The following is a 22503-nucleotide window of genomic DNA, read 5'->3' as shown; positions in this document are numbered from 1 at the left end:
GCGATACACCCCATCGTTTGAGGAAAAACGCCGGAAAACCACAGGCTGGCGCTTGCTCGCTGGCAGGCTCGGCGAAGGGCAGGCGAAATCAGGAAAAACTGTCGTAGCCGGCGCGGCCTTCATCCAGCAGCCGCCGGATGACCGCGACGCCGCCGGCGACATCCTTGCTTTGCCGCGGCTGCGAAACGCCGAAACGGACGCCGTGAAAGACCTGTTCGGAGCGGCCGGCCTTGAATTCGTCCTCGTCGTCGATGAGCACGCCATGTTCGAGGCAGGCATTCTTGAAGGTGCCGGAGAGCCAGGGATCGGGCAAGGTAAGCCAGACGAAAGGCACGCTGTCCTTGGCCTTGAATTCGAAACCGGAGAGCGTCTCGCGCACGATGGAGATGCGCGCGCCGATTTCGGCGATGCAGCGCTTGCGGATCTCGCCGGCCTGGCCTGACAGCACCAGCCGCGAGCCGACCTCGGCCAGCAGGAAGGGGAGGCCGCCGGTCATCATCTTGTGGGCGACGCGGATGCGATGGCGGTAGGCCGGCGGACAGGCGAGCCAGCCGCCGCGAACGCCAGCCGCGACCGATTTAGAAAGGCCACCGGCCACGATGGTTCTTTCGGGCGCATATTCCGCCAGCAGCGGCGTCGGGTCGTCGGTGAGGTCGCCATAGAGATCGTCCTCGATCAGCACGACATTGTACTGGCGGGCGATGCGCGCGATCGCCTGCCGGCGATCTGCCGACAACGTCACCAGCGTCGGGTTCTTGGCCGTCGGCATCAAGAACATCATCTTCGGGTGCTTTTGCGCGCAGACGCGCTCAAAATCGTCGGGATCGATGCCGCCCTCGTCGGATGACACTAGCGCGGTCCTGCGGCCGATCAGGCCGGCGCTGCGCGAGATCTGCGAATAGGTGAGGTGCTCGAAGGCGACATAGTCGCCGGGCGTGGTGAGTGCTGCAATCGCGGCCATCACCGCCGCATGCGTGCCGAGTGTCGGCACGATGGCGTCGGCGGTCGGCCGGAACGAATTCCGCGACAGCCAGCGGGCGCCGGCCTCGTACCAGCGCGCCGGGAAATCCCGCGTGTAGCTCGAAATGTCGTGCGGATGTTCCTGCGCTGTGCGCGCCAGCACCTCGGCGATGATGGCGCCCTGGCCGATGTCGGGCGCGGCCGTGCTGTCGAAGCGCAGCTTGCCGCTCGGCGCGTCGATAAAGCGCGTGCCTTGCGCATCGGGTGGCGGGAAATCGGGCTTCGCTTCAGACTGTTGGGCAAGCACATAGGTGCCGCGGCCGACCTCGCCGCTGACCAGCCCGCGCTCGCGCAGCAGCTGATAGGCCCTGCCGACCGTGCCGACGGTGGTGCCGATGTCATAGGCGAGATCGCGCTGCGGCGGCAGTTTTGCGCCGGCGTCGATGACGCCGCGGTCGATATCTGACTCAATGCTGTCAGCAAGACGCTGGTACAGAGGGCCGGAGCCGGCAGTGAGATCGGGAAGCCAATTTGTCATGGTGACAATTTCCTATATTGCACCAAATAAAGAGTCAATCCATATCGAGGTGCATAGAAATGGGTACAATTGCAACTCTTGGCAGAATGACAATGGATACAATCGAGACAATTCGCTACGCGGAAACTGAATGGATCGGACAGGCGAAACGCCCGTCGGCACGGCCGACCCATGTCCGTCGTCTCATGCATATGGTCCGCTCGCTCACCACGTGGATCGCCAGGCTGCTGGAGCGCAGGCGGAGCCGGCTGGCCTTGCTGGAAATGACCAACGAGCAGCTCAAGGACATTGGCGTCTCGCGCTGCGATGCCCATCGCGAAGGTCTGAGGCCGTTCTGGGATTGAGCCCAGCAGGGCTCGCACCGTCCGCGCAGGTCTAACGGGTCTTTGAACCCCTGGCGCGCGCGACGGCGTGGTCGGCAAGGACGGCGATGATGCACAGCACCAGAAAAAGTCCGGTAACGGCCAGCGCCGAAACAGTGACGCTGGCCGCGCTATTCTTGGCGACGTCGAGGAACGGGTAGGGCACTTCGCCTGCAATCGGCGCCCGCGCCAGCGCATAAATCAGGTAGGCGATCGGGTAGACCATCCACCAGGAAATGTCGCTCCAGCGCGTCGTGCCGTCGGCGCCGGCGATCAGCCACCACAGCACGAACAGCACCGGCGTCACATAATGCAGCAGCACGTCGCAGAGCAGGAACAGCCCCTGCGGCTGCCAGAGCTGCGCCAGAACCGTTGCGTAGATGATGAAGACCAGTGCGATGGCGACCGCCACGCCTGCCCGTACCCGCGGCCCAGCAAAGGCCGGCAGCCAGGCGTAGCCGGTCGACGACAGCAGCGAGGTGTGGACGAGCACGGCGCCGATATTGGTCAGGATGGTGAAGAAGCTGAACAGGAAGACGATGGAGCCGAGCAGGCTGCGGCCGGCTTCCATCGACGCCGGGATGGTGATGCAGAACTGCAGGACAAGCCCGATCAGACCTATGACCAGCCCCGCGATCTGCAGGAAGCGGCCCATTGCCCTATGCGGCCGCCGCACAGGAGGAATTACCCGTCTGCCAACGGGCGATGTCGGAGCCGATGCGGGCGCCGAGCGGGTCTGCCATCAGCGGACCGAACACGTCGATGCGGCTGGAATTGCCTTGCGCCTGCACCACCAGCAGCGGCTTGCCGCCATAGTGCTTGGCCGGGACCAGCAGGAAACGCGGCGTGCCGCTGAACGAGTTCAGCTCGTTGGCCATCTGATAGGGTTTGAAGGCCGGATCCTTGCTGGCGATCCAGCATTTGTGGGCGGCGATCGCCACCTGTTCCATGGCAAGCAGCGACGCGCTCTTGCCTGACGGGACTGGCGCGCTCTTCGGGCTCGACTGGCAGGAGGCTAGCGCAAGACCAGTGGCGGCCAAGAGAGCGAGGCGAGCAATCGTCAGTCTCATGGTCAGGCCGCCCTGTCTCGCGTTCAGAAGGGATTCTTCAGGTGGAAAAAATCAGGCGGCGATGCCGAGGGCGCCTTCGAACAGCGCACGGCCGTCGCTGCCGCCATGCGCCGCCTCGATCAGGTTTTCGGGATGCGGCATCAGGCCGAGCACATTGCCCTTGTCGTTGATGATGCCGGCAATGTCGTTGATCGAGCCGTTGGGATTGGTGCCTTCGGCGTAGCGGAACACCACCTGTCCTTCGCCTTCGACGCGGGCCAGCGTTTCGGCATCGGCGAAGTAATTGCCGTCATGATGCGCCACCGGCGAACGGATGATCTGGCCCGGCTGGTAGCGGCGGGTGAACATGGTGTTGGCGTTGTCGATCTTGAGTTTCACCTGCCGGCAGACGAATTTCAGCGACGAATTGCGCATCAGCGCGCCCGGCAGCATTCCGGCCTCGACCAGGATCTGGAAGCCGTTGCAAACGCCGATGACCATGACGCCCTTGGCCGCTTTTTCGGCCACCGCCCGCATGACCGGCATGCGCGCGGCAATCGCGCCGCAGCGCAGATAGTCGCCGAAGGAAAAGCCGCCCGGAATGGCAATCAGGTCGACATCGGGGATTTCGGTGTCGGTCTGCCAGACGGTGGCCGGCGCTTTGCCGGAAATCTTGGTCAGCGCCGCGATCATGTCGCGGTCGCGGTTGAGGCCAGGCAGGAGGACGACGGCTGATTTCATTTCGGTTCGTAGGGCCTTTGGGCTTCGGCGAGTTCGCGCAGGTCTAAACGGCGTTCGATATGTTCGAGGCGGTCATCCTGGCGAGCCAGTACGCCGTAGATGTTTTTCACGTCGCTTTCGGTGGCAATCAGGTGGCCGCGTATGGAGCCGAGCTCGGACTTAACCTCGCCGAGTGTCAAATCCACTCTGTCCAGCCGTGTTTGAATGGCCTTAAGGCCATTCAAATATCAGGCTTCCGTCAATTTCTGGCATAATGCCTCCGGCACAACCTCAGGTAAGCGTCACACTATAATTCTCAATCACCGTGTTCGCCAGAAGCTTGTCGCACATGGCCTTGAGATCGGCCTCGGCCTTGGCCGTGTCGGTCTCGGCCAGTTCGACGTCGAAGACCTTGCCCTGGCGCACCTGGCCGACGCCGTCAAAACCCAGCCCGGACAGCGCATGTTCGATCGCCTTGCCTTGCGGGTCGAGCACGCCGTTCTTGAGGGTGACGGTGATACGGGCTTTCATCGATGCTCCTGAGAAAATCAATACAATCTGCGCCGGGCTCGCCGTCACCGGCAAGCCCGGTTTGGTAATTAGTGCTTCATGCCCTTGGGCGGCTCGCTGGACGCGACCAGCACCGGCCCGGTCGGGCGCGGCGGCTCGTTCTCGTTCATGATGCCGAGGCGGCGGGCGACTTCCTGATAGGCTTCGACCAGACCGCCCATGTCGCGGCGGAAACGGTCCTTGTCGAGCTTGTCCTGGGTTGCGACGTCCCAAAGCCGGCAGGAATCCGGCGAGATCTCGTCGGCGACGACGATGCGCATCATGTCGCCCTCGAACAGGCGGCCGCACTCGATCTTGAAGTCGACGAGCTGGATGCCGACGCCCATGAACAGGCCGGAAAGGAAGTCGTTGACGCGGATGGCCAGCGCCATGACGTCGTCGATCTCCTGCGGGCTTGCCCAGCCGAAGGCGGTGATATGCTCTTCCGACACCATCGGGTCGTCGAGCGCATCGGCCTTGTAATAGAATTCGATGATCGAGCGCGGCAGCACGGTGCCTTCCTCGATGCCGAGGCGCTTGGCCAGCGACCCGGCGGCGACGTTGCGCACGACCACTTCGAGCGGAATGATCTCGACTTCCTTGATCAGTTGCTCGCGCATATTGAGCCGGCGGATGAAGTGGGTCGGGATGCCCATCCGGTTGAGGTGGTTGAAGATGTGCTCGGAAATGCGGTTGTTGAGCACGCCCTTGCCGTCGACGACCTCGTGTTTCTTCTTGTTGAAGGCGGTGGCATCGTCCTTGAAGAACTGGATCAGCGTCCCCGGCTCAGGGCCCTCATAGAGGATCTTGGCCTTGCCTTCATAAATGCGGCGGCGATTTTTCATCTGATTTTTTCTCTGGATTTCCGGGCAGGCGGCAAGCGACCAGTTCCTCTCCGTCTGCCTAAATTAGTGTACAGACGGCGGTGTTCAATGCCGGTGTCTATCCCAATCGCACTGTTTGCTCAATCGGCAAATCCTTTCAATCAACCAGTTTCGGGATCGAAATGCCGCAGCGCAGCAAATGATGTAGTATATTGACCGGCCCGCGGCCTTTTGGTTTGTGCTTCGGCAACACACATATTCACCGCCAACGAATCGGATTTGACCCGGAGGGACGCCATGAGCAGCATGAAAGACCGCGAAGAGGGCTTCGAGCGCAAATTCGCCTTCGATGAGGAACTCCGCTTCAAGGCTTCGGCCCGCCGCAACAAAGCACTTGGCCTGTGGGCGGCTGAGAAGCTCGGCAAGTCGGGCGCCGATGCCGAAACCTATGCCAAGGAAGTGGTCGTGGCCGACATCGAGGAAGCCGGCGATCACGACGTTTTCCGCAAGATCCGTGCGGATTTCGATGCGGCCGGCGTAGCCCAGTCCGATCATCAGATCCGCCGCACAATGGATGAGCTGATGGCGCAGGCGATCGAGCAGATCAAGAACACCTGATCCAGCCTGGACCAATCGACCGCCCGGCCCAGCCGGGCGGTTTTTCTTTGCCTTTGCCGCCGTTTCGGGCTGAAACTGCGATTGTTAACAAGGAAAGATTAGATGTCCCTGAAGTCACGCCTGGCGGCCGATGAAACGCTGTTCACCGCATGGTCCGGAGTGCCGGACGCGCTCACGGTGGAAATCGTCGCCAAACAGGGCTTTGACGCCGTCACGCTCGACATGCAGCATGGCGGCCATCATGAGGACAGCGTGCTGCGCGGCCTGGTGCCGGTGCTCGCCGCCAACAAGCCGGCGCTGGTGCGCATTCCGGTCGGCCGTTTCGACATGGCGAGCCGCGCGCTTGATTTCGGCGCCGAGGCAGTGATCGCGCCGATGGTGAATTCTGTGGCCGACGCCAGGCTTTTTGCTGCCGCGATGAAATATCCGCCAATGGGCGAGCGCTCCTGGGGGCCGACCTACGCCTTTCCGCGCCACGGCAAGGGCGATCATGCCGAATGGCTGCGCGACACCAACCAGCGCACGATGGCCTTTGCGATGGTCGAAACCCGCGCCGCCTTCGAGGCGCTCGATGGCATCCTCGACACACCAGGCATCGACGGCATCTTTGTCGGCCCGTCGGATTTCTCGATCGCCTGGTCGAACGGCGCCACCGTCAATTCGACGCTGGAAAGCATGATGGAGACGGTAGCCTCGATCGCCGAGCGCACGCGCAAGGCCGGCAAGCATGCGGCGATCTACGTCATCGAGCCGGCTGTCGCCGGCCGTGTCGTAGCGATGGGCTACCGGCTGCTGGCCATAGGCTCGGACCACGCGCTGATCGCGCTCGGCGCCAAGACCCTGCTGAAGAGCATGCGGGATTCGATCGGCAACTGACAGCGCGGCGCGATCCCGCTGTTTGGCTCAAGGCTCTTTGAGGTCCGTCAGGAATTTGGCGAACGTCATCGAGCCCTCCGGCCAAGGGCCGAAGCCGGAATCCGCGTTGAGATGGCCGGCATCGCCGGCGTCGATGAACAATGAGCCCCAGGCTCCGGCAATGTCCTCGGCGACGTCGAAGGCGCAGAACGGGTCGTTGCGGCTGGCGATCAGCACCGAAGGAAAGGTCAGCGGCTCGCGCGGGTAGGGGCCGAAGGTCATCAGGTGCCTCGGCCTGATATCGGGGTTGGCGACGTCGGGCGGCGCCACGAAAAAGGCCCCGGCGACCGGGCGCTGGAATTGTGGCATCGCCTGGACTGCCGCCGCGACGCCCAGCGAATGCGCGACGATGACGACAGGCCGCTCGGCCTCGTTGACCGCCTTGGCGACATTCTTCGTCCAGTCCTCGCGCACCGGCTTCGACCATTCCGCCTGCTCGACCCGGCGCGCCGTCGATAGTTTCGACTGCCAGCGGCTCTGCCAATGGTCGGGACCGGAATTGGTGTAACCCGGCACGATGAGAATATCTGCGTCCTTGACTTTCATGGCGCGCATGTAGCGAGCGCGGTTGCTTCGTGCAACCGTGTCGGGCGGGCTCTTTGATCACAATGGTGAACACCTTGTTCGCTTCTTGCCATCTTGTGTGAACGATTGCGATCGACGATCTGACACGGGACAACAAACAGCCGTGAAGGACCGGGATTTTGGCACTGACACGACGTACAATCATCGGTGGCGCTGGGCTCCTGGTTTTGGGAGCTTCGTCGAGCGCCGCCCGAACGGAGACAATGATGAGCGAACTGCCTTTTGCCGCCACCACTCCGGTGAGCGTTTCCCGTGTCGGGTTGAGGGCGCGCGATGCCGAAAGCCTGGCTGCCTACTATCGCCAGGTCGTCGGCCTGCAGGAGTTGAGCCGCGCCGATGGTGCGATCACGCTCGGTGCCGCCAATCGCCCATTGCTTGTCATCGAGCCGGATGCGGCGGCAAAGCCCGACGATCCGCGCAGCGCCGGTCTTTTCCACACTGCCTTCCTACTGCCCAGCCGCGCGGACCTTGGCCGCTGGATCAACCATGCCATCGCCAACAAGATCGCCATCGAGGGCGCATCCGACCATCTGGTCAGCGAGGCGCTGTACCTGACCGACCCTGAGGGCAACGGCATCGAAATCTATGCCGACCGCCGTCCGCAGGATTGGAAGTGGAATGGCGACAAGATCGCGATGGCGACCGAGCGGCTGAACATTCCGTCGGTTGTCGCCGACGTTCCGGCCGGCGACGCCGGCTGGCAGGGCGCGCCGGAAAACAGCATTGTCGGCCACGTGCATCTGCGCGTCGGCAGGCCGGAGGAGGCCGAGGCCTGGTGGAACCAGGAGTTCGGCTTCGATACCGTCGCCAAATATGGCGGCCAGGCAGTGTTCCTGTCGTCAGGTGGCTATCACCACCATATCGGCGCCAATGCCTGGCAGAGTTCCGGCGCCGGCCGTCGCGATCCCGCCCGCTCGGGCTTGGCCTGGGTCGAGATGCGCTCGGACAATGTGCCCGGCGAAACGACCCGCGAAGATCCGTGGGGCACGGTGATCCGGACCGTTCCCGGCAAAGCCTGACCATCGCCTCGATCGAACAAAAAAGGCCCGCCCGACAGAGTCAGGCGGGCCTTTTTGTTGGATATCCGCTCGAATGCTTAGGCCGTGCCGAACACGCGCTTGAAGATCGTGTCGACATGCTTGGTGTGGTAGCCAAGGTCGAACTTTTCGCGGATCTCGGCTTCGGGGAGTGCCGCGGTCACCTCCCTGTCGGCCAAAAGTTCCTCAAGGAAATCAGCGCCTTGCTCCCACACCTTCATGGCGTTGCGCTGCACCAGCCGGTAGGCGTCCTCGCGGCTGACGCCGGCTTGGGTCAGCGCCAGCAGCACGCGCTGCGAATGCACCAGGCCGCGGAACTTGTTCATGTTCTTCAGCATGTTGTCGGGGTAGACAAGCAGCTTGTCGACGACGCTGGTCAGCCGCGACAGCGCGAAATCGAGCGTCACTGTCGCGTCCGGCCCGATCATGCGCTCGACCGACGAATGCGAGATGTCGCGCTCGTGCCAGAGCGCCACGTTCTCCATCGCCGGCAGCGCCATGGAGCGCACCATGCGGGCCAGGCCGGTGAGGTTCTCGGTCAGCACCGGGTTGCGCTTGTGCGGCATCGCCGACGAGCCCTTTTGTCCCGGCGAGAAATACTCCTCCGCTTCCAGCACCTCGGTGCGCTGCAGATGTCGGATCTCGATCGCCAGCCGCTCGATCGACGAGGCGATGACGCCGAGCGTGGCGAAGAACATGGCGTGGCGGTCGCGCGGGATGACCTGCGTCGACACCGGCTCCGGCTTCAGCCCGAGCTTCTTCGCCACATGCTCTTCGACATAGGGGTCGATGTTGGCGAAGGTGCCGACCGCGCCCGAGATGGCACAGGTGGCGATGTCTTCGCGCGCGTGCACCAGCCGTTCGCGGCAGCGTGAGAATTCGGCATAGGCCTGCGCCAGCTTGACGCCGAAGGTCGTCGGTTCGGCATGGATGCCGTGGCTGCGGCCGATGGTGACCGTGTCCTTATGTTCGAAGGCGCGGCGCTTGAGCGCGGCGAGCAGCCCGTCGATGTCGGCGAGCAGGATGTCGCTGGCGCGGGTCAGCTGCACGGCAAAGCAGGTGTCGAGCACGTCCGACGAGGTCATGCCCTGGTGGATGAAGCGGGCGTCCGGTCCGACGAATTCGCCGAGATGGGTGAGGAAGGCGATGACGTCATGCTTGGTGACGCGTTCGATCTCGTCGATCGCCTCGACGTCGAATTTCGCCGCACTGCCTTTCTCCCAGATGGTTTTCGCGGCTTCCTTCGGAATGACGCCGAGCTCGGCCAGCGCGTCGCAGGCATAGGCCTCGATCTCGAACCAGATGCGGAAGCGGGTTTCGGGCGACCAGATGGCGACCATTTCCGGCCGGGAATAGCGAGGGATCATCGGTCAGTCCTGACATGCGAGGGATTCGCCCGCGTCCTAACAGAGGCTGGCCAAATGCTCAACGCCGCTGGCGCGCAAACCAGACGCTGGCGACGGCGAGTGCCGCGAAACCGAGCGGAAAATAGAGCCGGATGCCAAGGACGACGAACTGGTAGAGCGCGGTCAACCCCGTGAACACGAGCTCGAATGCCCAGGTGATGGTGAATGCCGGCGCATGCCACTCGGCATAGTAGGAGCGGTACTGCAGGGCAAACAGCCCACCGGTGAAAGCGATCGTCGCGGCGAGCAGGCAGACGAAGGCCGCGGCAAAGGTGACCTCCCAGTGCCGGCCTCGTGAGACGAGCCGCGCCAGGAACAGGCCAACGGGAAACGCCAGCGCACCGCCGGCGGCGAAAAGCAGTGACACGACACGGATCTTCTCCGGCGTCTCCCAATCGTCCATGAGGAGATTGATCAATGCGCTGGCGCCCATCGTCGCGCCCCACAACAAGGCGCCGAAAAGGGCGGCGCGCGCCGATGGCAAGGCGCGCCGCAGACGACTCCGGGTGTGATTGCGCATGGCGGGTTGAGGAAGCGGTGTCACAGGCGGCCGGTTACCGCGATCCAGCGGAAGTCCGGCCCTTCGAAGCCGTATTGCCGCACGGCGATCAGCACGGCATAGGCGCTGATACTGTCGAGCGAGAATGTCTGTACCGCACCGATCTGGTAGCCGTTCGGGCAGCCGCGGCTTTGGGGAATCGATTTGTCCTCATGCAACAGATGTGTCTGGCCACCATCTTTCGCCTCGATGCGCAGCAGGCGAAAGCCGTTGATCTCGCCCAGGCTCTGGCAGCGCTCTGTGTCGTTCATGCCGATCTCGTCGAGCCGGAATTCGAGCGGAGGGTCGACCGGCGAAAAGATCGGCCGTGGGTTGACCACCATGCGGAACGGATCGGCCGAGAGTTCGGTCACCGGGTTGATGCCGGCGGTGATGCCGCGATTGGCGGTGAGCTCCGCTTGGCTGACGATCGCTTCGCCTTTCTGGCGGGCCTGCAGGCGCGCCGCCTCGAGCGTGGCGTTCTCGTCGTCGAGCCGAACCTTGATCGGCGTGCCCTTCAGGAACGTGTCGTCATTGATGTCGATGTAGTAGCGATTGGCATAGGGGAAACCCGATCCGTCCTGGACGCCATATTCCTCGAAGGCGAAGGCGCCGCCATCCTTGGTGAAGCCGAGGATTTCAAGCTCGGCGACGTCACCGGCCCGCACGGCGACCAGGGTCGCAAGCTGGGCCAGCAGGCAAACGGCAAACAGGACAAGGGCTCGCATTGGCTCTCCATTCGCACAGCCGGGCACGTTTTCTTCCCTATCACGAGACAATCAAAACGTCGTGCTACCTGAAAGCCATGCATCCAATCTCGACGTCGATTGTCATTGTCGGCAGTTTCAAGGGAGAACCATCATGACCGACGCCAGCAAAATTCGCGGCGTTTCTATCAAAGGTTGAGGCACTCTAACGCGACGACCAGACCGGAAACAGATCGCCTTCGGCCGGCGTCGCTGCATGCACACCGCGGCTGATGGCGCGCGCCATGGTGGCGCCGGCCGCCGCGTAGAGGTCGATGGCGTCGTTGGCTGAAAGGGTTATGCCGCTCCTGCCAGTCGCCAGCGCGAACACCAGATCGCCATCGGCCGGGGTGTGCGTCGGCCAGATGGCGCGGACGAACCCGTCATGCGCCGATATCGCCAGACGCTTGGCGGCGGCCTTTGTGAGGACGGCGTCGGTGGCGATCACTGCGATGGTGGTGTTGCCGCCGATGTCCTCTTGCCTGTCCGTACCCTTGCCGGTGAACTTCCGGTCGCGGAACTTCAGCAGGATCTTTCTTGCGTCCTCCGGCATCGGCGAGGGATAGCCAAGCCCGCCGAACTCGTCGCCGATCTCGAAAGGTGCGGCCCAGAAGTGGCGGCTTTGCCCGACCGTCACCGAGCCGGTCGGGTTGACGGCGGCAAGCGCGCCGATGGTGACGCCGCTTTCCAGCACCAGTGAAGCCGAACCGAGTCCGCCCTTGAGGCCCGACGTCAGCGCGCCGGTGCCGGCGCCCGCAGTGCCGAGGGCAAAGTCGGCCGCTGCGGCCTGGGCGGCTTCGTAGCCAAGGTCGCGATAGGGCGGATAGCGGCCCCAGTCCTTGTCGCCGCCATTGCGCAGGTCGAACAGGATCGCCGCCGGCACGATCGGCACGCGAAAGCCGCCGACCTCGACGCCAATGTTCCTTTCTCGTAAGGCCGCCTGTACGCCTGAGGCGGCATCGAGGCCGAAGGCCGAACCGCCCGAGAGCACGACGGCATGGATCGCCTCGATGGAGTTCTGCGGCTCGAGCAAGTCGGTCTCGCGCGTGCCGGGTGCGCCGCCCAGCACCTGCACGCCGGCCACCGCCGGTTCGTCGCAGAGGATCGCCGTCACGCCCGACTTCAGCTTGGCGTCGGCGGCGTTGCCGACGCTGAGGCCGGCGACATCGGTGATCAGATTGCCCGGTCCGGTGCGAAACATCACTGCGTCTCGAAAGGCACGAAACGCGTTCCGTCGAAACGGAAGGCGCGGTAAGGGTTCTGGCTGAGGTCGCCCTTTTCGTCGAAACGGACCGGCCCGATCGCAGTGGTGAAGTCATGCGCGGTGAGCAGCTCCGGCAACGGCCCGCCGGAGGTCTCGGCCGCCGCCGCGGCCGCCTTGGCGATCTCGACCGCCGCATAGGCGGGCAGCGTGTAGCCCTCCGGAATGATGCTCTTGGCGGCAAATGCCGCGAGCACCTTGGGGTCGGCGACATCAGCCCATTCGGGCGGTGCGATCATCAGCGTACCCGCTGTATAGGGCACGTCGCCCGGCGGCGTGCGCATATTCTCGCCCCCGGCAAAGGTCATGCCGGCATCGAGTTCGCCGGCATCTCGGCCCATGATGGCGATGTCGTCGCCGTCGCCGCCGGCGAAGACATGCGTCGCGCCGGATTTCTTCAGCCGGCCGATCAGCCCGATCTGGTTGTCGAGCTGCGGCCGGAAGGTGTCGACGAACACCGGTTTCAGCCTCGCCTGCTCGGCTGCTGCCCTTAGCGTCTCGGCGATCTCGCGGCCGTAGATGGTCCCGTCGTCGACGATGGCGAAAAGCTCTTTCTGCCACAGACGGGTGAGGATCGTGGCGACGGCATTGCGCTCGTCGTCGCCGCGCGGCCCGAGCCGATAGACCGGCCAGCCGGTCTTGGCGCGCCGGTCGGTCAGGCTTTCGGTGCGCACGCCGACGGTGATGACCGGTATGCCGGCGTCCTTCAGGATCGGCAGCGCCGCCTCGATCGCTTCGGTGCAGAGAAAACCGACGACCACGCTGACTTTCGCGGCGGCGAAGTCGCGTGCGGCGGCAGCGCCGCCATCGGCCGTGCAGGCATCGTCGACCGTCTTGACTTCGACGCCGTTTGCCTCGGTCGCCAGGCTGGCTCCGGCCTCGATCTGCTTGCCGAGGATCGCCGACGGCCCGGACAGCGGCGCAGCAATGCCGATTAGCAGTGTCTGGGCGCTGACGCCTGCAGGGAGCAGCCAGAGCAGTGCCGCTATTGTCGCTGTCCAGGGTCGCATTCTGACGAAGAATTCCTCCGTGCCGGATGCATGCTCCCGGCGCCTCTTCCCGCCAAGACCTAAAGGCTGCTCGTCCCGGGTGCAACACGCGAATTTCGGGATGTGGGTCAAGCACTTCGCTTGTGGCATGCCGTATGCCGCCATATATAACGATCGGGTTTCGACTTGTGGAAAATCATCAGTGCTGAAGAAGAACGACATCGGGCCGCAGGCCTATCGCGACGCGATGGCCCATTTTGCCGGCCACGTCCATGTGGTGACCACCGACGGCCCTGCTGGCAGGCGCGGCGCGACGGTCATCGCGGCCTGTTCGGTGTCGGACACGCCGCCAACGGTCCTGGTGTGCCTCAACAGCGAAAATCCCAAGAATGAGCCATTCGTGATCAACGGCAAATTCGCCCTGAACACGCTGGCTTCGCACCAGGAGCCGCTGTCGATCGGTTTCTCGGGCATCACCGGCCTGCCGGTCGAGGAGCGGTTCGCGCTCGGCGAGTGGGATGTCATCTCGACCGGCGCGCCGACCTTGAAGGGTGCGCTCGCCGTGTTCGACTGCGAGCTGTTCGACACCAAGGATCTGGCCACCCACCGTGTGCTTTTTGGCAAGGTGACAGGCTTGCGCATCGGCGATAATTTGCGGCCGCTGATCTATCACGACCGCGGCTACCACGCGCTCTAGGGGCTCTGGATGGGCCGCACCCACGGAGACAGGATGACCGAGCTGAAACCGCGCCCGGCGCCGCGGACGATCGACGAGACGCTCGATCTCCTGACCGGTGCGGACTATGTCGCGGATCGCTCGCTGGCGACGGTGCTGTTTTTATCGCTGCGCATGAAGCGGCCGCTGTTCCTCGAAGGCGAGGCCGGTGTCGGCAAGACCGAAATCGCCAAGGTGCTGGCGCAGGCGCTCGGCCGCCGGCTGATCCGCCTGCAATGCTATGAAGGGCTCGATGTCTCCTCCGCCGTCTACGAGTGGAACTATGCCGCTCAGATGATCGAGATCCGCATGGAGGAGGCGGCCGGCAAGGTCGTGCGCTCCGACATGGAGCGCAATGTATTCTCCGAAAAATACCTGATCCGCCGCCCGGTGCTCGACGCGCTGACCGGCAAGGCGGGTGCGGCCCCTGTATTCCTGATCGACGAACTCGACCGCACCGACGAGGCCTTCGAGGCGTTCCTGCTCGAGATCCTCTCCGATTTCCAGGTGACGGTGCCCGAACTCGGCACGATCAAGGCGGAAGAGCCGCCGATCGTCATCATCACCACCAACCGCACCCGCGAAATCCACGACGCGCTGAAGCGGCGCTGCCTCTACCACTGGGTCGACTACCCCAACGCCGAGCGCGAGCTCGAGATCGTGCACAGGAAGGTGCCGCAGGCCAACAGCCGGCTCTCGGCCGAGGTGGTGTCCTTCATCCAGAAGCTGCGCCAGGTCGAGCTGTTCAAGGCGCCGGGCGTTGCCGAGACCATCGACTGGGCCGGCGCGCTGACCGAGCTCGACAAGGTGGCGCTCGATCCGGAAACGGTGTCCGACACGATCGGCGTGCTGTTGAAATACCAGGACGACATTGCCCGCATCGGCGCGGGCGAGGGCCGGCGCATCCTCGACGAGGTCAGGGCCGAGCTCGCGGCGGCGGAGTAAGGCAATGAAGGCGCCGCGTCCCGACCCCGGAGAGGCAGAGGTGGACGGGCGCATCGCCGACAACATCGTCTATTTCGCCCGCACCTTGCGTAAGGCCGGCATGCGGGTCGGACCGGCCTCGGTCAAGGATGCGATCGAGGCGGTGCTCGCCGCCGGCATCGGTTCGCGCGACGATTTCTACTGGACGCTGCATGCCGTGTTGGTCTCCAGGCATGAGGATCATCCGACCTTCGATGAAGCCTTCCGGCTGTTCTGGAAATCGCGCGACCTGATCGAAAAGATGCTGGCGATGTTTTCGCCCGTAGCGCCCGACAACAAAGAGAAGCAAAAGCCCCGCGCGGCGGAAAACCGCGTCAGCCAGGCGATGTTCGAGGGCCATCAGAAGAACCAGCCGGTGCAGGAAATACCGGAGATCGAGGTCGACGCCCGTTTCACCTTCTCCGGCAACGAGGTGCTGCGCGGCAAGGACTTCGCCCAGATGGATGCCGCCGAGATGGCCGACGCCAAGAAGGCGATCGCTCAGTTGCAGCTGCCTTTCGATATGGTGCGGACACGGCGCTTCAAGGCCGATGCGCATGGCCGCCGTGTCGATCCGCGCGCCATGATGCGTTCGGCCGCGCGCACCGGCGGCGAACTGATCCTGCCGAAATTCCGCTCCGCCCGTGAGGTCCATCCGCCGCTGGTGGTTCTGGCCGATATTTCCGGCTCGATGAGCCAATACACGCGCATCTTCCTGCACTTTCTGCATGCGCTGACGGAAAAGCGCCGGCGCGTGCATGCCTTCGTCTTCGGTACGCGCCTGACCAACCTGACGCGGCAGATGCGCCATCGAGATCCGGATGCCGCCCTGGCCGACTGTTCGGCGGCGGTGAAGGACTGGTCGGGCGGCACCCGCATCGGCGACACGCTGGCCGAATTCAATCGGCTGTGGTCGCGGCGGGTGCTGGGGCAGGGCGCGGTGGTGCTTTTGATCACAGACGGGCTCGAACGCGACGATGTCGCCGGCCTGTCGGAGGAGATGGAGCGCCTGCATAAATCCTGCCGGCGGCTGATCTGGCTGAACCCGCTGCTGCGCTTCGACGGCTTCGAGGCGCGGGCCCGTGGCGTCAAGGCGATGTTGCCGCATGTCGACGAGTTCCGTTCGGTGCACAATCTCGACGCGCTGGCCGATCTCTGCGCCTCGCTGGACAAGAAGTCGGCCGGCTCGGTCGATCCGCGCCGCTGGATCGTCGATGGCGCGCGGCGGGCCGCATGACCATATGTTTGTGAAAACAGACTCCCGGAAAAACAGACTCCCAGAGAAAAACAGATTTCAAGAGAAGCGATCATGGAAAACAGCATCTATCTCGATGAGGCCCGCGACCCGCTGATCATCGCGGAAGGCTGGATGAAGGACGGCAAGGATGTTGCCATTGCTACCGTGGTCGAGACCTGGGGTTCGGCGCCGCGCCCGGTCGGCAGCCATCTGGTCATCGACGCAGATGGCAATTTCCACGGCTCGGTCTCAGGCGGCTGTGTGGAGGGCGCGGTGGTGACCGAGGCGATCGACGTCATCGGCTCTGGCAAGGCCAAGATGCTCGAGTTCGGCGTCGCCGACGAAACCGCCTGGCAGGTTGGCCTGTCCTGTGGCGGCCGCATCAAGGTCTATGTGGAACGCCTGGGCTGAACTCTTATGGATCCGTACGCGCTCAAGACATTAAATGCCGAACGCCGCGCCCGCCGCGCGGCGATCCTTGTCACCGACCTTGGTGACGGCCGCGACCGCATCGTACGCGAAGGCGACCAAGTCGCCGGTGACCTCGGAGTGGCGATCGCCAGGGCGTTTCGCACCGGCAATTCCGGCTCGGTCGAGGCGGAAGGGCGGACCTTCTTTCTCAACGCGCATCTGCCGCGGCCGCGCCTGGTGGTGATCGGCGCCGTGCATATCAGCCAGGCCCTGGCGCCGATGGCGAAGATCGCCGGCTATCCGGCCGAGATCGTCGATCCGCGAACGGCCTTTGCCACGCCGGACCGCTTTCCCGACGTCGCGCTCTACGCCGAGTGGCCTGAGGATGTGCTGACGCGCCAGCCGCTCGACAGCTACACGGCGCTCGCCGCCGTCACCCATGACCCGAAGATCGACGATTTCGCGCTAAGGGCAGCCCTTGACGCCAATTGCTTCTATGTCGGCGCGCTTGGTAGCCGCAAGACGCACGCCAAGCGCGTCGAGCGCTTGCTGGCACTGGGTGCGAGTGCCGACCAGATCGCCCGCATTCACGCGCCGATCGGTCTCGACATCGGTGCTGCGAGCCCGGCCGAGATCGCCGTCGCCGTGCTGGCGCAAGCAATCTACGCCTTTCGCTCGCGCGGTCTCGAAAGCAAAGGCGCAGTGGCGTGAAATTCGGTCCGGTTCCGATCGATCAGGCCGAAGGTGCGGTGTTGGCGCACGCGACCACGGCCGGCGAGCGGCGTTTTCGCAAGGCGCACCGGCTGAGCGCCGACGATGTGTCAGCGCTCAAGGCCGCCGGGATAAACGAGGTCGTTGCGGCCGTACTGGCCGCCGATGATCTCGGCGAAGATGCTGCGGCCGAGAAGATCGCTGCCGGCATGAGCCATCGCAACATCGAAGCGAAGCCCGCCGCGACCGGCCGGGTCAACCTCCACGCCGAGACGGCTGGTGTCTTCACGGTCGATGCCGCGATGATCAATGCCATCAACGCAGTCGACCCGACCATCACCATCGCCACGCTGGCGCAGCACGCGCCGGCCGAGAAGGGCCAGATGGTGGCGACGGTGAAGATCATTCCCTTCGCCGTTGCCGCCGCCCTTGTCGATAGGGTGGCAAAAATCTGTGCTGGCGGCGAGATCTTCGCCGTCAACGCCTACCAGCCGGTGCGCGTCGGCGTCATCCAGACGGTGCTGCCCGGCATCAAGCCGAGCGTGCTGGACAAGACGCTCCGCGTCATCGAGGCGCGGCTGGCGCGCTCCGGCAGTCGTCTGACGGCGGAACGCCGCACGCCGCATGAGATTGCGCCGGTGGCGGAGGCCGCGGCCTCGCTGGCGCGCGACAACGATATGGTGGTGATCTTCGGCGCTTCGGCGATGAGCGATTTCGCCGATGTCGTTCCGGCGGCGATCGAACGCGCAGGGGGGGCCGTCATCCGCGCGGGCATGCCGGTCGATCCCGGCAATCTGCTGGTGCTCGGCACGCTTGATGGCAAGCGCGTCATTGGCGCGCCCGGCTGTGCCCGCAGCCCCAAGGAAAACGGCTTCGACTGGGTTCTCGACCGGCTGATCGCCGGGCTCGACGTCACGGCCGGCGACATCGCCGGCATGGGAGTCGGCGGGCTGCTGATGGAAATCCCGACCAGGCCGCAGCCGCGCGAGCCGCTGCCGGCAAGATCCGAGTTGAAGGTCGATATCGTGCTTCTGGCCGCCGGCCGCTCCAGCCGTATGGGTGGGCCCAACAAGCTCCTGGCGCTGTTCGACGGCAAGCCGCTGGTGCGCCGCGCCGCTGAGCGTGCACTGGGCTCGAGGGCCGCGAACACAATCGTCGTCACCGGCCACCAGCATGAGCGGGTGCGCGCGACCTTGTCTGGCCTCGATGTCACGCTGGCCGACAATCCGGATTTCGCCGATGGCCTGTCTTCTTCGTTGAAGGCCGGTATCGCGCGGGTTGCGGCCGATACCGCCGGCGCCATGATCGTTCTCGGCGACATGCCCGGCGTCTCGTCGGCCGACCTCGACAGGCTGATCGATGCCTTCCGAAAATCCGGCGGCCGCTCGGTGGTGCGCGCCGCACATGATGGCAGGCGCGGCAATCCCGTGCTGCTGCCGCGTTCATTGTTCGCGGCGATCGCGCATCTCGAAGGCGACACCGGCGCCCGCCATCTGGTCGAGGCCGAAGGGCTTGATGTCGTCGATGTCGAGATCGGCGAAGGGGCTGCGGTCGATGTCGACACCCGCGAGGCGCTGGAAGGCGCCGGCGGCGTGCTGCAGGATTGACAAACCGAAGCTGAAAAACGCATGGCTCAGGTATGGCTATTCGTTTGCAGTTTCTCCGACTCTTTCTGGCCGCGATGTTTTTTGCCGCGTCTGGCGCTTACGCCGACGCTCTCGAACTAAAACCCTTCAAGGACGATCTCTTCGCCTATCCGGCGACGCTGTCGTCCGCCGACAACGGCGCCTACACCGTCATCGACTACCGCGAAATGCGCGATATCAATGCTCGCGACGAAGTGCCGGAGCGGCGGGTGCATGCGCAGTACACCGATACCGGCGTGCGCAAGGTGCAGCGGGATCTGATGCTGAAGACCGACGCCGGCGATGTCAGGCATATCGCCGTCGGCAAGACCGAAGGCGCCGGCATCATCGTGCTTTACCTGCACGGGCAGGGCGGCAGCCGCAAGCAGGGCGCCGACGACTTTACCTTCGGCGGCAATTTCAATCGCCTCAAGAACCTGATGGCTGGCAATGGCGGCCTTTATCTGTCGCCCGATTTCCCCGATTTCGGCGACACGGGCGCTGCCCAGGTGGCGGCGCTCATCGACCATTATGCCGAAGCCTCGCCGACAGCAAAAATCTTCGTCGCCTGCGGCTCGATGGGCGGCTCGCTGTGCTGGAAGCTTGCCACCCGCAACGATACGGGCCGCCGCATCGACGGGCTGCTGCTGCTCGGCTCGCTATGGGACGAGAGCTTTTTTGGGAGCCCCGCTTTCAGGCGCCATGTGCCGGTCTTCTTCGGTCAGGGCAGCAAGGATCCGGTATTTCCCGTGGAGAAGCAGGAAGCCTTCTTCCGCTCCATCATCGCCAGATCGAAGGCCTATCCCTATCCGACCCGCTTCGTCCGCTTCGAGACCGGCACCCATGGTACGCCGATCCGCATGACCGACTGGCGCGGCACGCTCAACTGGATGCTCACCAAGGCGCCTTGATCCGCACCATCGCGGATCTCGTTCAAGGTGCTGTGTTGTAATCCAGAATGGTCTGCGGGTTGATCTCGCCGTCATAGGATGCGTCGACATCATATTGCACCAGCGAGAAATTGCCGTTGCGGAACAGATAGGTGCCGGTCGACGAGGCGTCGCCGACACCGCGCCATTTGTTCATCGACGTGATCGTCCCGGTCGTGTCGTCATAATCGGAATTGACCAGCTGGTCGTCAGTCTGGAAGCCGATGATGTGGATCGCCTCGACCTTGCCTTCGCTGTTGTTGTTTTCATAGCGGATGTCGAGCTCCGGCGAGGCGAACTGCAACTGCCTGACGCCCATGATGTCATCGGCGACATAGTAGACCGCGCTTCCATTGTAGGCAGCCATCGAGCAGAAGAAGCGGAACAGCCGCGTCTCGCGTTCGGGTTCGTCCGCGCCGGCATTCGCATCCTTGTAGTGCAGGCTGTATGCATCCGGCTCCGTTGTCGGCTTGCCGTCCGGGGTCTGCTTGTCGCACTGGTCGCCATAGGTGGCGACGAAGGCCTTCCTGGCCTGTTCCAGCACCGTGTCCTGCTTCGGTGGCGGCGGGCCGTCGCCGCAGCTTGCCGGCACGGCGTCCTCGAAATTGGCCGTGGAGGGCTTCAGCGCACCCTTGTCGATGAGGATCGGCCGGAACGGCGGCTCTTGGACCTGGGCGTTGACCTGGCGCAGCGTGTAGCAGCCGGCGAAGACCTTTGCTTCGCCGTTCTTGTCCGTGGCCTGGATGGCCACCGGAACATTGTAGAAAATGCTGCCGGCAGCGCCGTCACTGGAGGCGGCGCCGGTTTTGACATCGACTTTGTCGGTGCCGTCATAGCCCTTGACGAAACTATCAAAATCCTTTGCCGGCTTTGTATCGCCGTAATAGTCCCAGGCGCGGGCGAATTCGTGCCGGTTGATGGCGCTGTAGAGCGAGCGGATGACCGCAGCGGCGTCCGACCGGTCGTCGACATAGGGCGCGTCTTCGGCGAATGCTGTCTGGCTGATGGCGGCAAGGGAGAAGAAAGCGGTCGCTGCAAAAAGGGCGCTTCTCATCGGGAATCTCCAGTCGATGAGCAATTCTATCATGCCGATTGCGGCGACGCGGTGACGCTTGAAAAGTCATACGCGAAGGCGCTACGTGCCGCCGTCGGTGTTCATGCCGGATAGGAGAATTCAAGTGACAATATCGATGTACGAAGCGTCCGTGGCGGTGTTTTCGGCCCGGCTGAAGGCGCTGTCCAATGTGCTGTCGACGGCGGAGCAGAATGCAGTTGATCGCAAGATCGACCCACAGGTGTTTTTGGCATCGAGGTTGGCGCCGGACATGTTCGCGCTGACGAGACAGGTGCAGATCGCCACCGACCATGCCAAGGGCGCGCCATCTCGACTGGCTGGCCGCGAGGTGCCGAAATACGAGGACAATGAGGCGAACTTCGCCGACCTTCAGGCACGCATCGCCAAGACAACAGACCATCTGGCGACGTTCTCGGCCGCCGATTTGGAGGGTTCGGATGAGAGGGTGGTCGAACTGAGGCTTGGGGGGCGCGAGATCTCGATGCCCGGCCTGCAATACCTTCTGCACGCCGCCATGCCCAATTTCTATTTCCACGTGACCACCGCCTACGACATCCTGCGCCACAATGGCGTGCCGCTGGGCAAGGCGATGTTCCTCGGAAATCGTTGAGCGATCATGCTTTTGAGGTTTCCCGGTGCGACCGGGAAACCTCATGCTTGGACGTATTCAGCGCATGGACATTTCGCGCGCGATGCGCGGGAAGTCGGCCGGCTTGATGCCAATATCGGCGCGGTCTGCATTGCTCATCGCATTCAGCAGTGCCAGTGCCGTGCGGTAACGCTGGTGATCCTGCGGCCGCGGACGGGCGAACATTTCAGTGAAGAACCCCATGAATCAGGCCCCTTGTTGATCCTCCACAACCGCTAATATAGGGAAATTATGAAGATTGTGCAGTGCAGCATTTGCATGGCAGCCATGTCGCTTCGATTCTTTTTTCGTGATAATCGATATTTTCGTGAAACTTCTCGGTCTTTACGACCGTACGCTTCGTCGCCGGTACATGGCCGGCTTTTCCTCGCCACTCCTGGCGAACTTCCGGACTGCATGAAAATGCAGTCCGGCTTTTCATTTCGGGCCGTCTGAATTGGAAGCATGTTCGCATGGTCAGCCTGGCGAACGCCTAAACTCGTTAAGATCGAAGGCATTCATTTTTAACGAGCCGGTTCTAAGGTGCGACTGTCTCAATTGCATGCGCATGTTCAACACAGAGGGAGGCTGACATCGGCGCCAAGCGGGATTTCGCTTCGTTGCTCGACGACCTCTTCGTCGCCTCGGACAAGGACGAAGCGGGCGAGGAGGCCGGTGCACGGCCGTCCATCCCGTTCGATTACCTGTCGGTGGCGGACGAGCTTCATTCCGGCCGCATCAAGGTTTCCGGCGACACGTTCGCCGCGGAGTATCGCGAAGCAGGTGCCGACCTGGCCGCCGAATTCGCCGCCTTGCTCGACCAGGCAAAGCTCGCGCTCGCCGGCGAGGCAGCAAAGCCTGAGGAAAAGCTGTCGCCGATCGATCCTGAAGCGATTGCCGCCGAACTTGGCCTCGATCAGCCCGCAAAGGGTGCCGATTTCGGCCGCATGCGCCGCAGCTTTGCCTTCGCCAACCATCCCGATCGTGTCGCGCCGCATCTGCGCCAGCGCGCGATGATCCGCATGCAGGTGGCCAACATGCTGATCGACGAGGCCAAGCGGCGCGCCCTGGCCGGCGCAAGGCGCTGATACGCTTCAGTTTCACGCAAAAGT

The 22503-nt window shown here is 63.7% G+C and carries 28 protein-coding genes; 13 read left to right on the top strand and 15 right to left on the bottom strand.

Going from position 1 to position 22503, the window contains the following annotated elements; all coding sequences use genetic code 11:
• Positions 1-88: 88 nt before the first annotated feature.
• Positions 89-1498: an aminotransferase-like domain-containing protein gene (locus AC1RUK_RS13040; RefSeq protein WP_481835295.1), complete on the bottom strand. Its 1410-nt coding sequence runs from the start codon at positions 1496-1498 to the stop codon at positions 89-91.
• A gap of 92 nt (positions 1499-1590) precedes the next feature.
• On the opposite strand from AC1RUK_RS13040, the gene AC1RUK_RS13035 reads away from it, so the two are divergent.
• Positions 1591-1842 (top strand): DUF1127 domain-containing protein, encoded by a 252-nt coding sequence (locus AC1RUK_RS13035; RefSeq protein ID WP_481835296.1) that lies wholly within the window; start codon positions 1591-1593, stop codon positions 1840-1842.
• 31 nt (positions 1843-1873) lie between these two features.
• On the opposite strand, the gene AC1RUK_RS13030 is transcribed toward AC1RUK_RS13035, so the two are convergent.
• The 6 genes from AC1RUK_RS13030 to purC form a co-directional block, all read right to left on the bottom strand.
• The gene (locus tag AC1RUK_RS13030; protein ID WP_481835297.1) at positions 1874-2515 is read right to left on the bottom strand and encodes a Pr6Pr family membrane protein; all 642 of its coding nucleotides are present in this window, start codon (positions 2513-2515) and stop codon (positions 1874-1876) included.
• 4 nt (positions 2516-2519) lie between these two features.
• Entirely contained in the window at positions 2520-2930 is a 411-nt protein-coding gene (locus AC1RUK_RS13025) for a hypothetical protein (protein ID WP_436174738.1), read from the bottom strand.
• A gap of 51 nt (positions 2931-2981) precedes the next feature.
• Positions 2982-3650, bottom strand: a complete 669-nt coding sequence (purQ, locus tag AC1RUK_RS13020) for a phosphoribosylformylglycinamidine synthase subunit PurQ (protein WP_481835298.1) — start codon at positions 3648-3650, stop codon at positions 2982-2984.
• The gene (locus AC1RUK_RS13015) at positions 3647-3835 is read right to left on the bottom strand and encodes a hypothetical protein (protein WP_481835299.1); all 189 of its coding nucleotides are present in this window, start codon (positions 3833-3835) and stop codon (positions 3647-3649) included. Before AC1RUK_RS13015 ends, purQ begins: the two co-directional genes overlap by 4 nt.
• An 85-nt stretch (positions 3836-3920) precedes the next feature.
• Positions 3921-4160, bottom strand: coding sequence for a phosphoribosylformylglycinamidine synthase subunit PurS (gene purS / locus AC1RUK_RS13010; RefSeq protein WP_481835300.1), 240 nt, complete (start codon positions 4158-4160; stop codon positions 3921-3923).
• Positions 4161-4228: 68 nt separating this feature from the next.
• Positions 4229-5023 carry a phosphoribosylaminoimidazolesuccinocarboxamide synthase gene (gene purC, locus AC1RUK_RS13005; RefSeq protein WP_008875498.1) on the bottom strand — a complete coding sequence of 265 codons (795 nt, stop codon included), beginning with the start codon at positions 5021-5023 and terminating at the stop codon, positions 4229-4231.
• 276 nt (positions 5024-5299) lie between these two features.
• Here purC and AC1RUK_RS13000 point away from each other — a divergent pair, with 276 nt between their 5' ends.
• Entirely contained in the window at positions 5300-5620 is a 321-nt protein-coding gene (locus AC1RUK_RS13000) for a DUF1476 domain-containing protein (RefSeq protein WP_006206037.1), read from the top strand.
• Positions 5621-5722: 102 nt separating this feature from the next.
• On the top strand, positions 5723-6496 hold the full coding sequence (locus AC1RUK_RS12995; protein ID WP_481835301.1) for an HpcH/HpaI aldolase family protein: 774 nt from the start codon (positions 5723-5725) through the stop codon (positions 6494-6496).
• 27 nt (positions 6497-6523) lie between these two features.
• Here the strand turns inward: AC1RUK_RS12995 and AC1RUK_RS12990 are convergent, their stop codons facing one another.
• Complete coding sequence (locus tag AC1RUK_RS12990; RefSeq protein ID WP_481839518.1) at positions 6524-7081, bottom strand: RBBP9/YdeN family alpha/beta hydrolase; 558 nt, start codon at positions 7079-7081, stop codon at positions 6524-6526.
• Between the two features lie 245 nt (positions 7082-7326).
• Between AC1RUK_RS12990 and AC1RUK_RS12985 the strand changes: the two genes are divergently transcribed.
• The gene (locus tag AC1RUK_RS12985; protein ID WP_481835302.1) at positions 7327-8139 is read left to right on the top strand and encodes a VOC family protein; all 813 of its coding nucleotides are present in this window, start codon (positions 7327-7329) and stop codon (positions 8137-8139) included.
• A 77-nt stretch (positions 8140-8216) separates the two neighbouring features.
• On the opposite strand, the gene purB is transcribed toward AC1RUK_RS12985, so the two are convergent.
• The 5 genes from purB to AC1RUK_RS12960 form a co-directional block, all read right to left on the bottom strand.
• Complete coding sequence (purB, locus tag AC1RUK_RS12980) at positions 8217-9524, bottom strand: adenylosuccinate lyase (protein ID WP_481835303.1); 1308 nt, start codon at positions 9522-9524, stop codon at positions 8217-8219.
• A gap of 58 nt (positions 9525-9582) precedes the next feature.
• Complete coding sequence (locus AC1RUK_RS12975; RefSeq protein WP_481835304.1) at positions 9583-10083, bottom strand: hypothetical protein; 501 nt, start codon at positions 10081-10083, stop codon at positions 9583-9585.
• A gap of 20 nt (positions 10084-10103) precedes the next feature.
• A complete protein-coding gene (locus AC1RUK_RS12970) occupies positions 10104-10829 on the bottom strand; it encodes a DUF2259 domain-containing protein (protein ID WP_481835305.1) in 726 nt (241 codons plus the stop codon).
• Positions 10830-11013: 184 nt separating this feature from the next.
• Entirely contained in the window at positions 11014-12048 is a 1035-nt protein-coding gene (locus tag AC1RUK_RS12965) for a P1 family peptidase (RefSeq protein ID WP_481835306.1), read from the bottom strand.
• Positions 12048-13118 (bottom strand): branched-chain amino acid ABC transporter substrate-binding protein, encoded by a 1071-nt coding sequence (locus AC1RUK_RS12960; RefSeq protein ID WP_481835307.1) that lies wholly within the window; start codon positions 13116-13118, stop codon positions 12048-12050. The genes AC1RUK_RS12965 and AC1RUK_RS12960 overlap by 1 nt, the downstream gene beginning before the upstream one ends.
• A gap of 181 nt (positions 13119-13299) precedes the next feature.
• On the opposite strand from AC1RUK_RS12960, the gene AC1RUK_RS12955 reads away from it, so the two are divergent.
• From AC1RUK_RS12955 to AC1RUK_RS12925, 7 genes are all read left to right on the top strand, one after another.
• Positions 13300-13794, top strand: a complete 495-nt coding sequence (locus AC1RUK_RS12955) for a flavin reductase (protein WP_436174748.1) — start codon at positions 13300-13302, stop codon at positions 13792-13794.
• 33 nt (positions 13795-13827) lie between these two features.
• Positions 13828-14757: an AAA family ATPase gene (locus AC1RUK_RS12950; RefSeq protein WP_436174749.1), complete on the top strand. Its 930-nt coding sequence runs from the start codon at positions 13828-13830 to the stop codon at positions 14755-14757.
• Between the two features lie 4 nt (positions 14758-14761).
• Positions 14762-16012, top strand: coding sequence for a vWA domain-containing protein (locus tag AC1RUK_RS12945; protein ID WP_481835308.1), 1251 nt, complete (start codon positions 14762-14764; stop codon positions 16010-16012).
• Positions 16013-16084: 72 nt separating this feature from the next.
• Complete coding sequence (locus tag AC1RUK_RS12940; RefSeq protein WP_006206050.1) at positions 16085-16423, top strand: XdhC family protein; 339 nt, start codon at positions 16085-16087, stop codon at positions 16421-16423.
• Between the two features lie 6 nt (positions 16424-16429).
• Positions 16430-17134 (top strand): XdhC family protein, encoded by a 705-nt coding sequence (locus tag AC1RUK_RS12935; RefSeq protein ID WP_481835309.1) that lies wholly within the window; start codon positions 16430-16432, stop codon positions 17132-17134.
• Positions 17131-18741 carry an NTP transferase domain-containing protein gene (locus AC1RUK_RS12930; protein WP_481835310.1) on the top strand — a complete coding sequence of 537 codons (1611 nt, stop codon included), beginning with the start codon at positions 17131-17133 and terminating at the stop codon, positions 18739-18741. Before AC1RUK_RS12935 ends, AC1RUK_RS12930 begins: the two co-directional genes overlap by 4 nt.
• Before the next feature lie 32 nt (positions 18742-18773).
• The gene (locus AC1RUK_RS12925; protein WP_481835311.1) at positions 18774-19670 is read left to right on the top strand and encodes an alpha/beta hydrolase; all 897 of its coding nucleotides are present in this window, start codon (positions 18774-18776) and stop codon (positions 19668-19670) included.
• A 22-nt stretch (positions 19671-19692) separates the two neighbouring features.
• Here AC1RUK_RS12925 and AC1RUK_RS12920 read toward each other — a convergent pair whose 3' ends face one another.
• A complete protein-coding gene (locus AC1RUK_RS12920; protein ID WP_481835312.1) occupies positions 19693-20742 on the bottom strand; it encodes a DUF1176 domain-containing protein in 1050 nt (349 codons plus the stop codon).
• 124 nt (positions 20743-20866) lie between these two features.
• Here AC1RUK_RS12920 and AC1RUK_RS12915 point away from each other — a divergent pair, with 124 nt between their 5' ends.
• Positions 20867-21373, top strand: a complete 507-nt coding sequence (locus tag AC1RUK_RS12915) for a DUF1993 domain-containing protein (protein WP_481835313.1) — start codon at positions 20867-20869, stop codon at positions 21371-21373.
• Positions 21374-21430: 57 nt separating this feature from the next.
• On the opposite strand, the gene AC1RUK_RS12910 is transcribed toward AC1RUK_RS12915, so the two are convergent.
• The gene (locus AC1RUK_RS12910) at positions 21431-21595 is read right to left on the bottom strand and encodes a YjiS-like domain-containing protein (RefSeq protein WP_436174756.1); all 165 of its coding nucleotides are present in this window, start codon (positions 21593-21595) and stop codon (positions 21431-21433) included.
• Positions 21596-22011: 416 nt separating this feature from the next.
• Between AC1RUK_RS12910 and AC1RUK_RS12905 the strand changes: the two genes are divergently transcribed.
• Entirely contained in the window at positions 22012-22479 is a 468-nt protein-coding gene (locus AC1RUK_RS12905; protein WP_481835314.1) for a hypothetical protein, read from the top strand.
• Positions 22480-22503 lie beyond the last annotated feature (24 nt).

It is taken from the genome of Mesorhizobium monacense, from assembly GCF_056781675.1.
The sequence above is the reverse complement of the archived record's forward strand: the minus strand, read 5'-3'. Positions and strand labels throughout refer to the sequence as shown.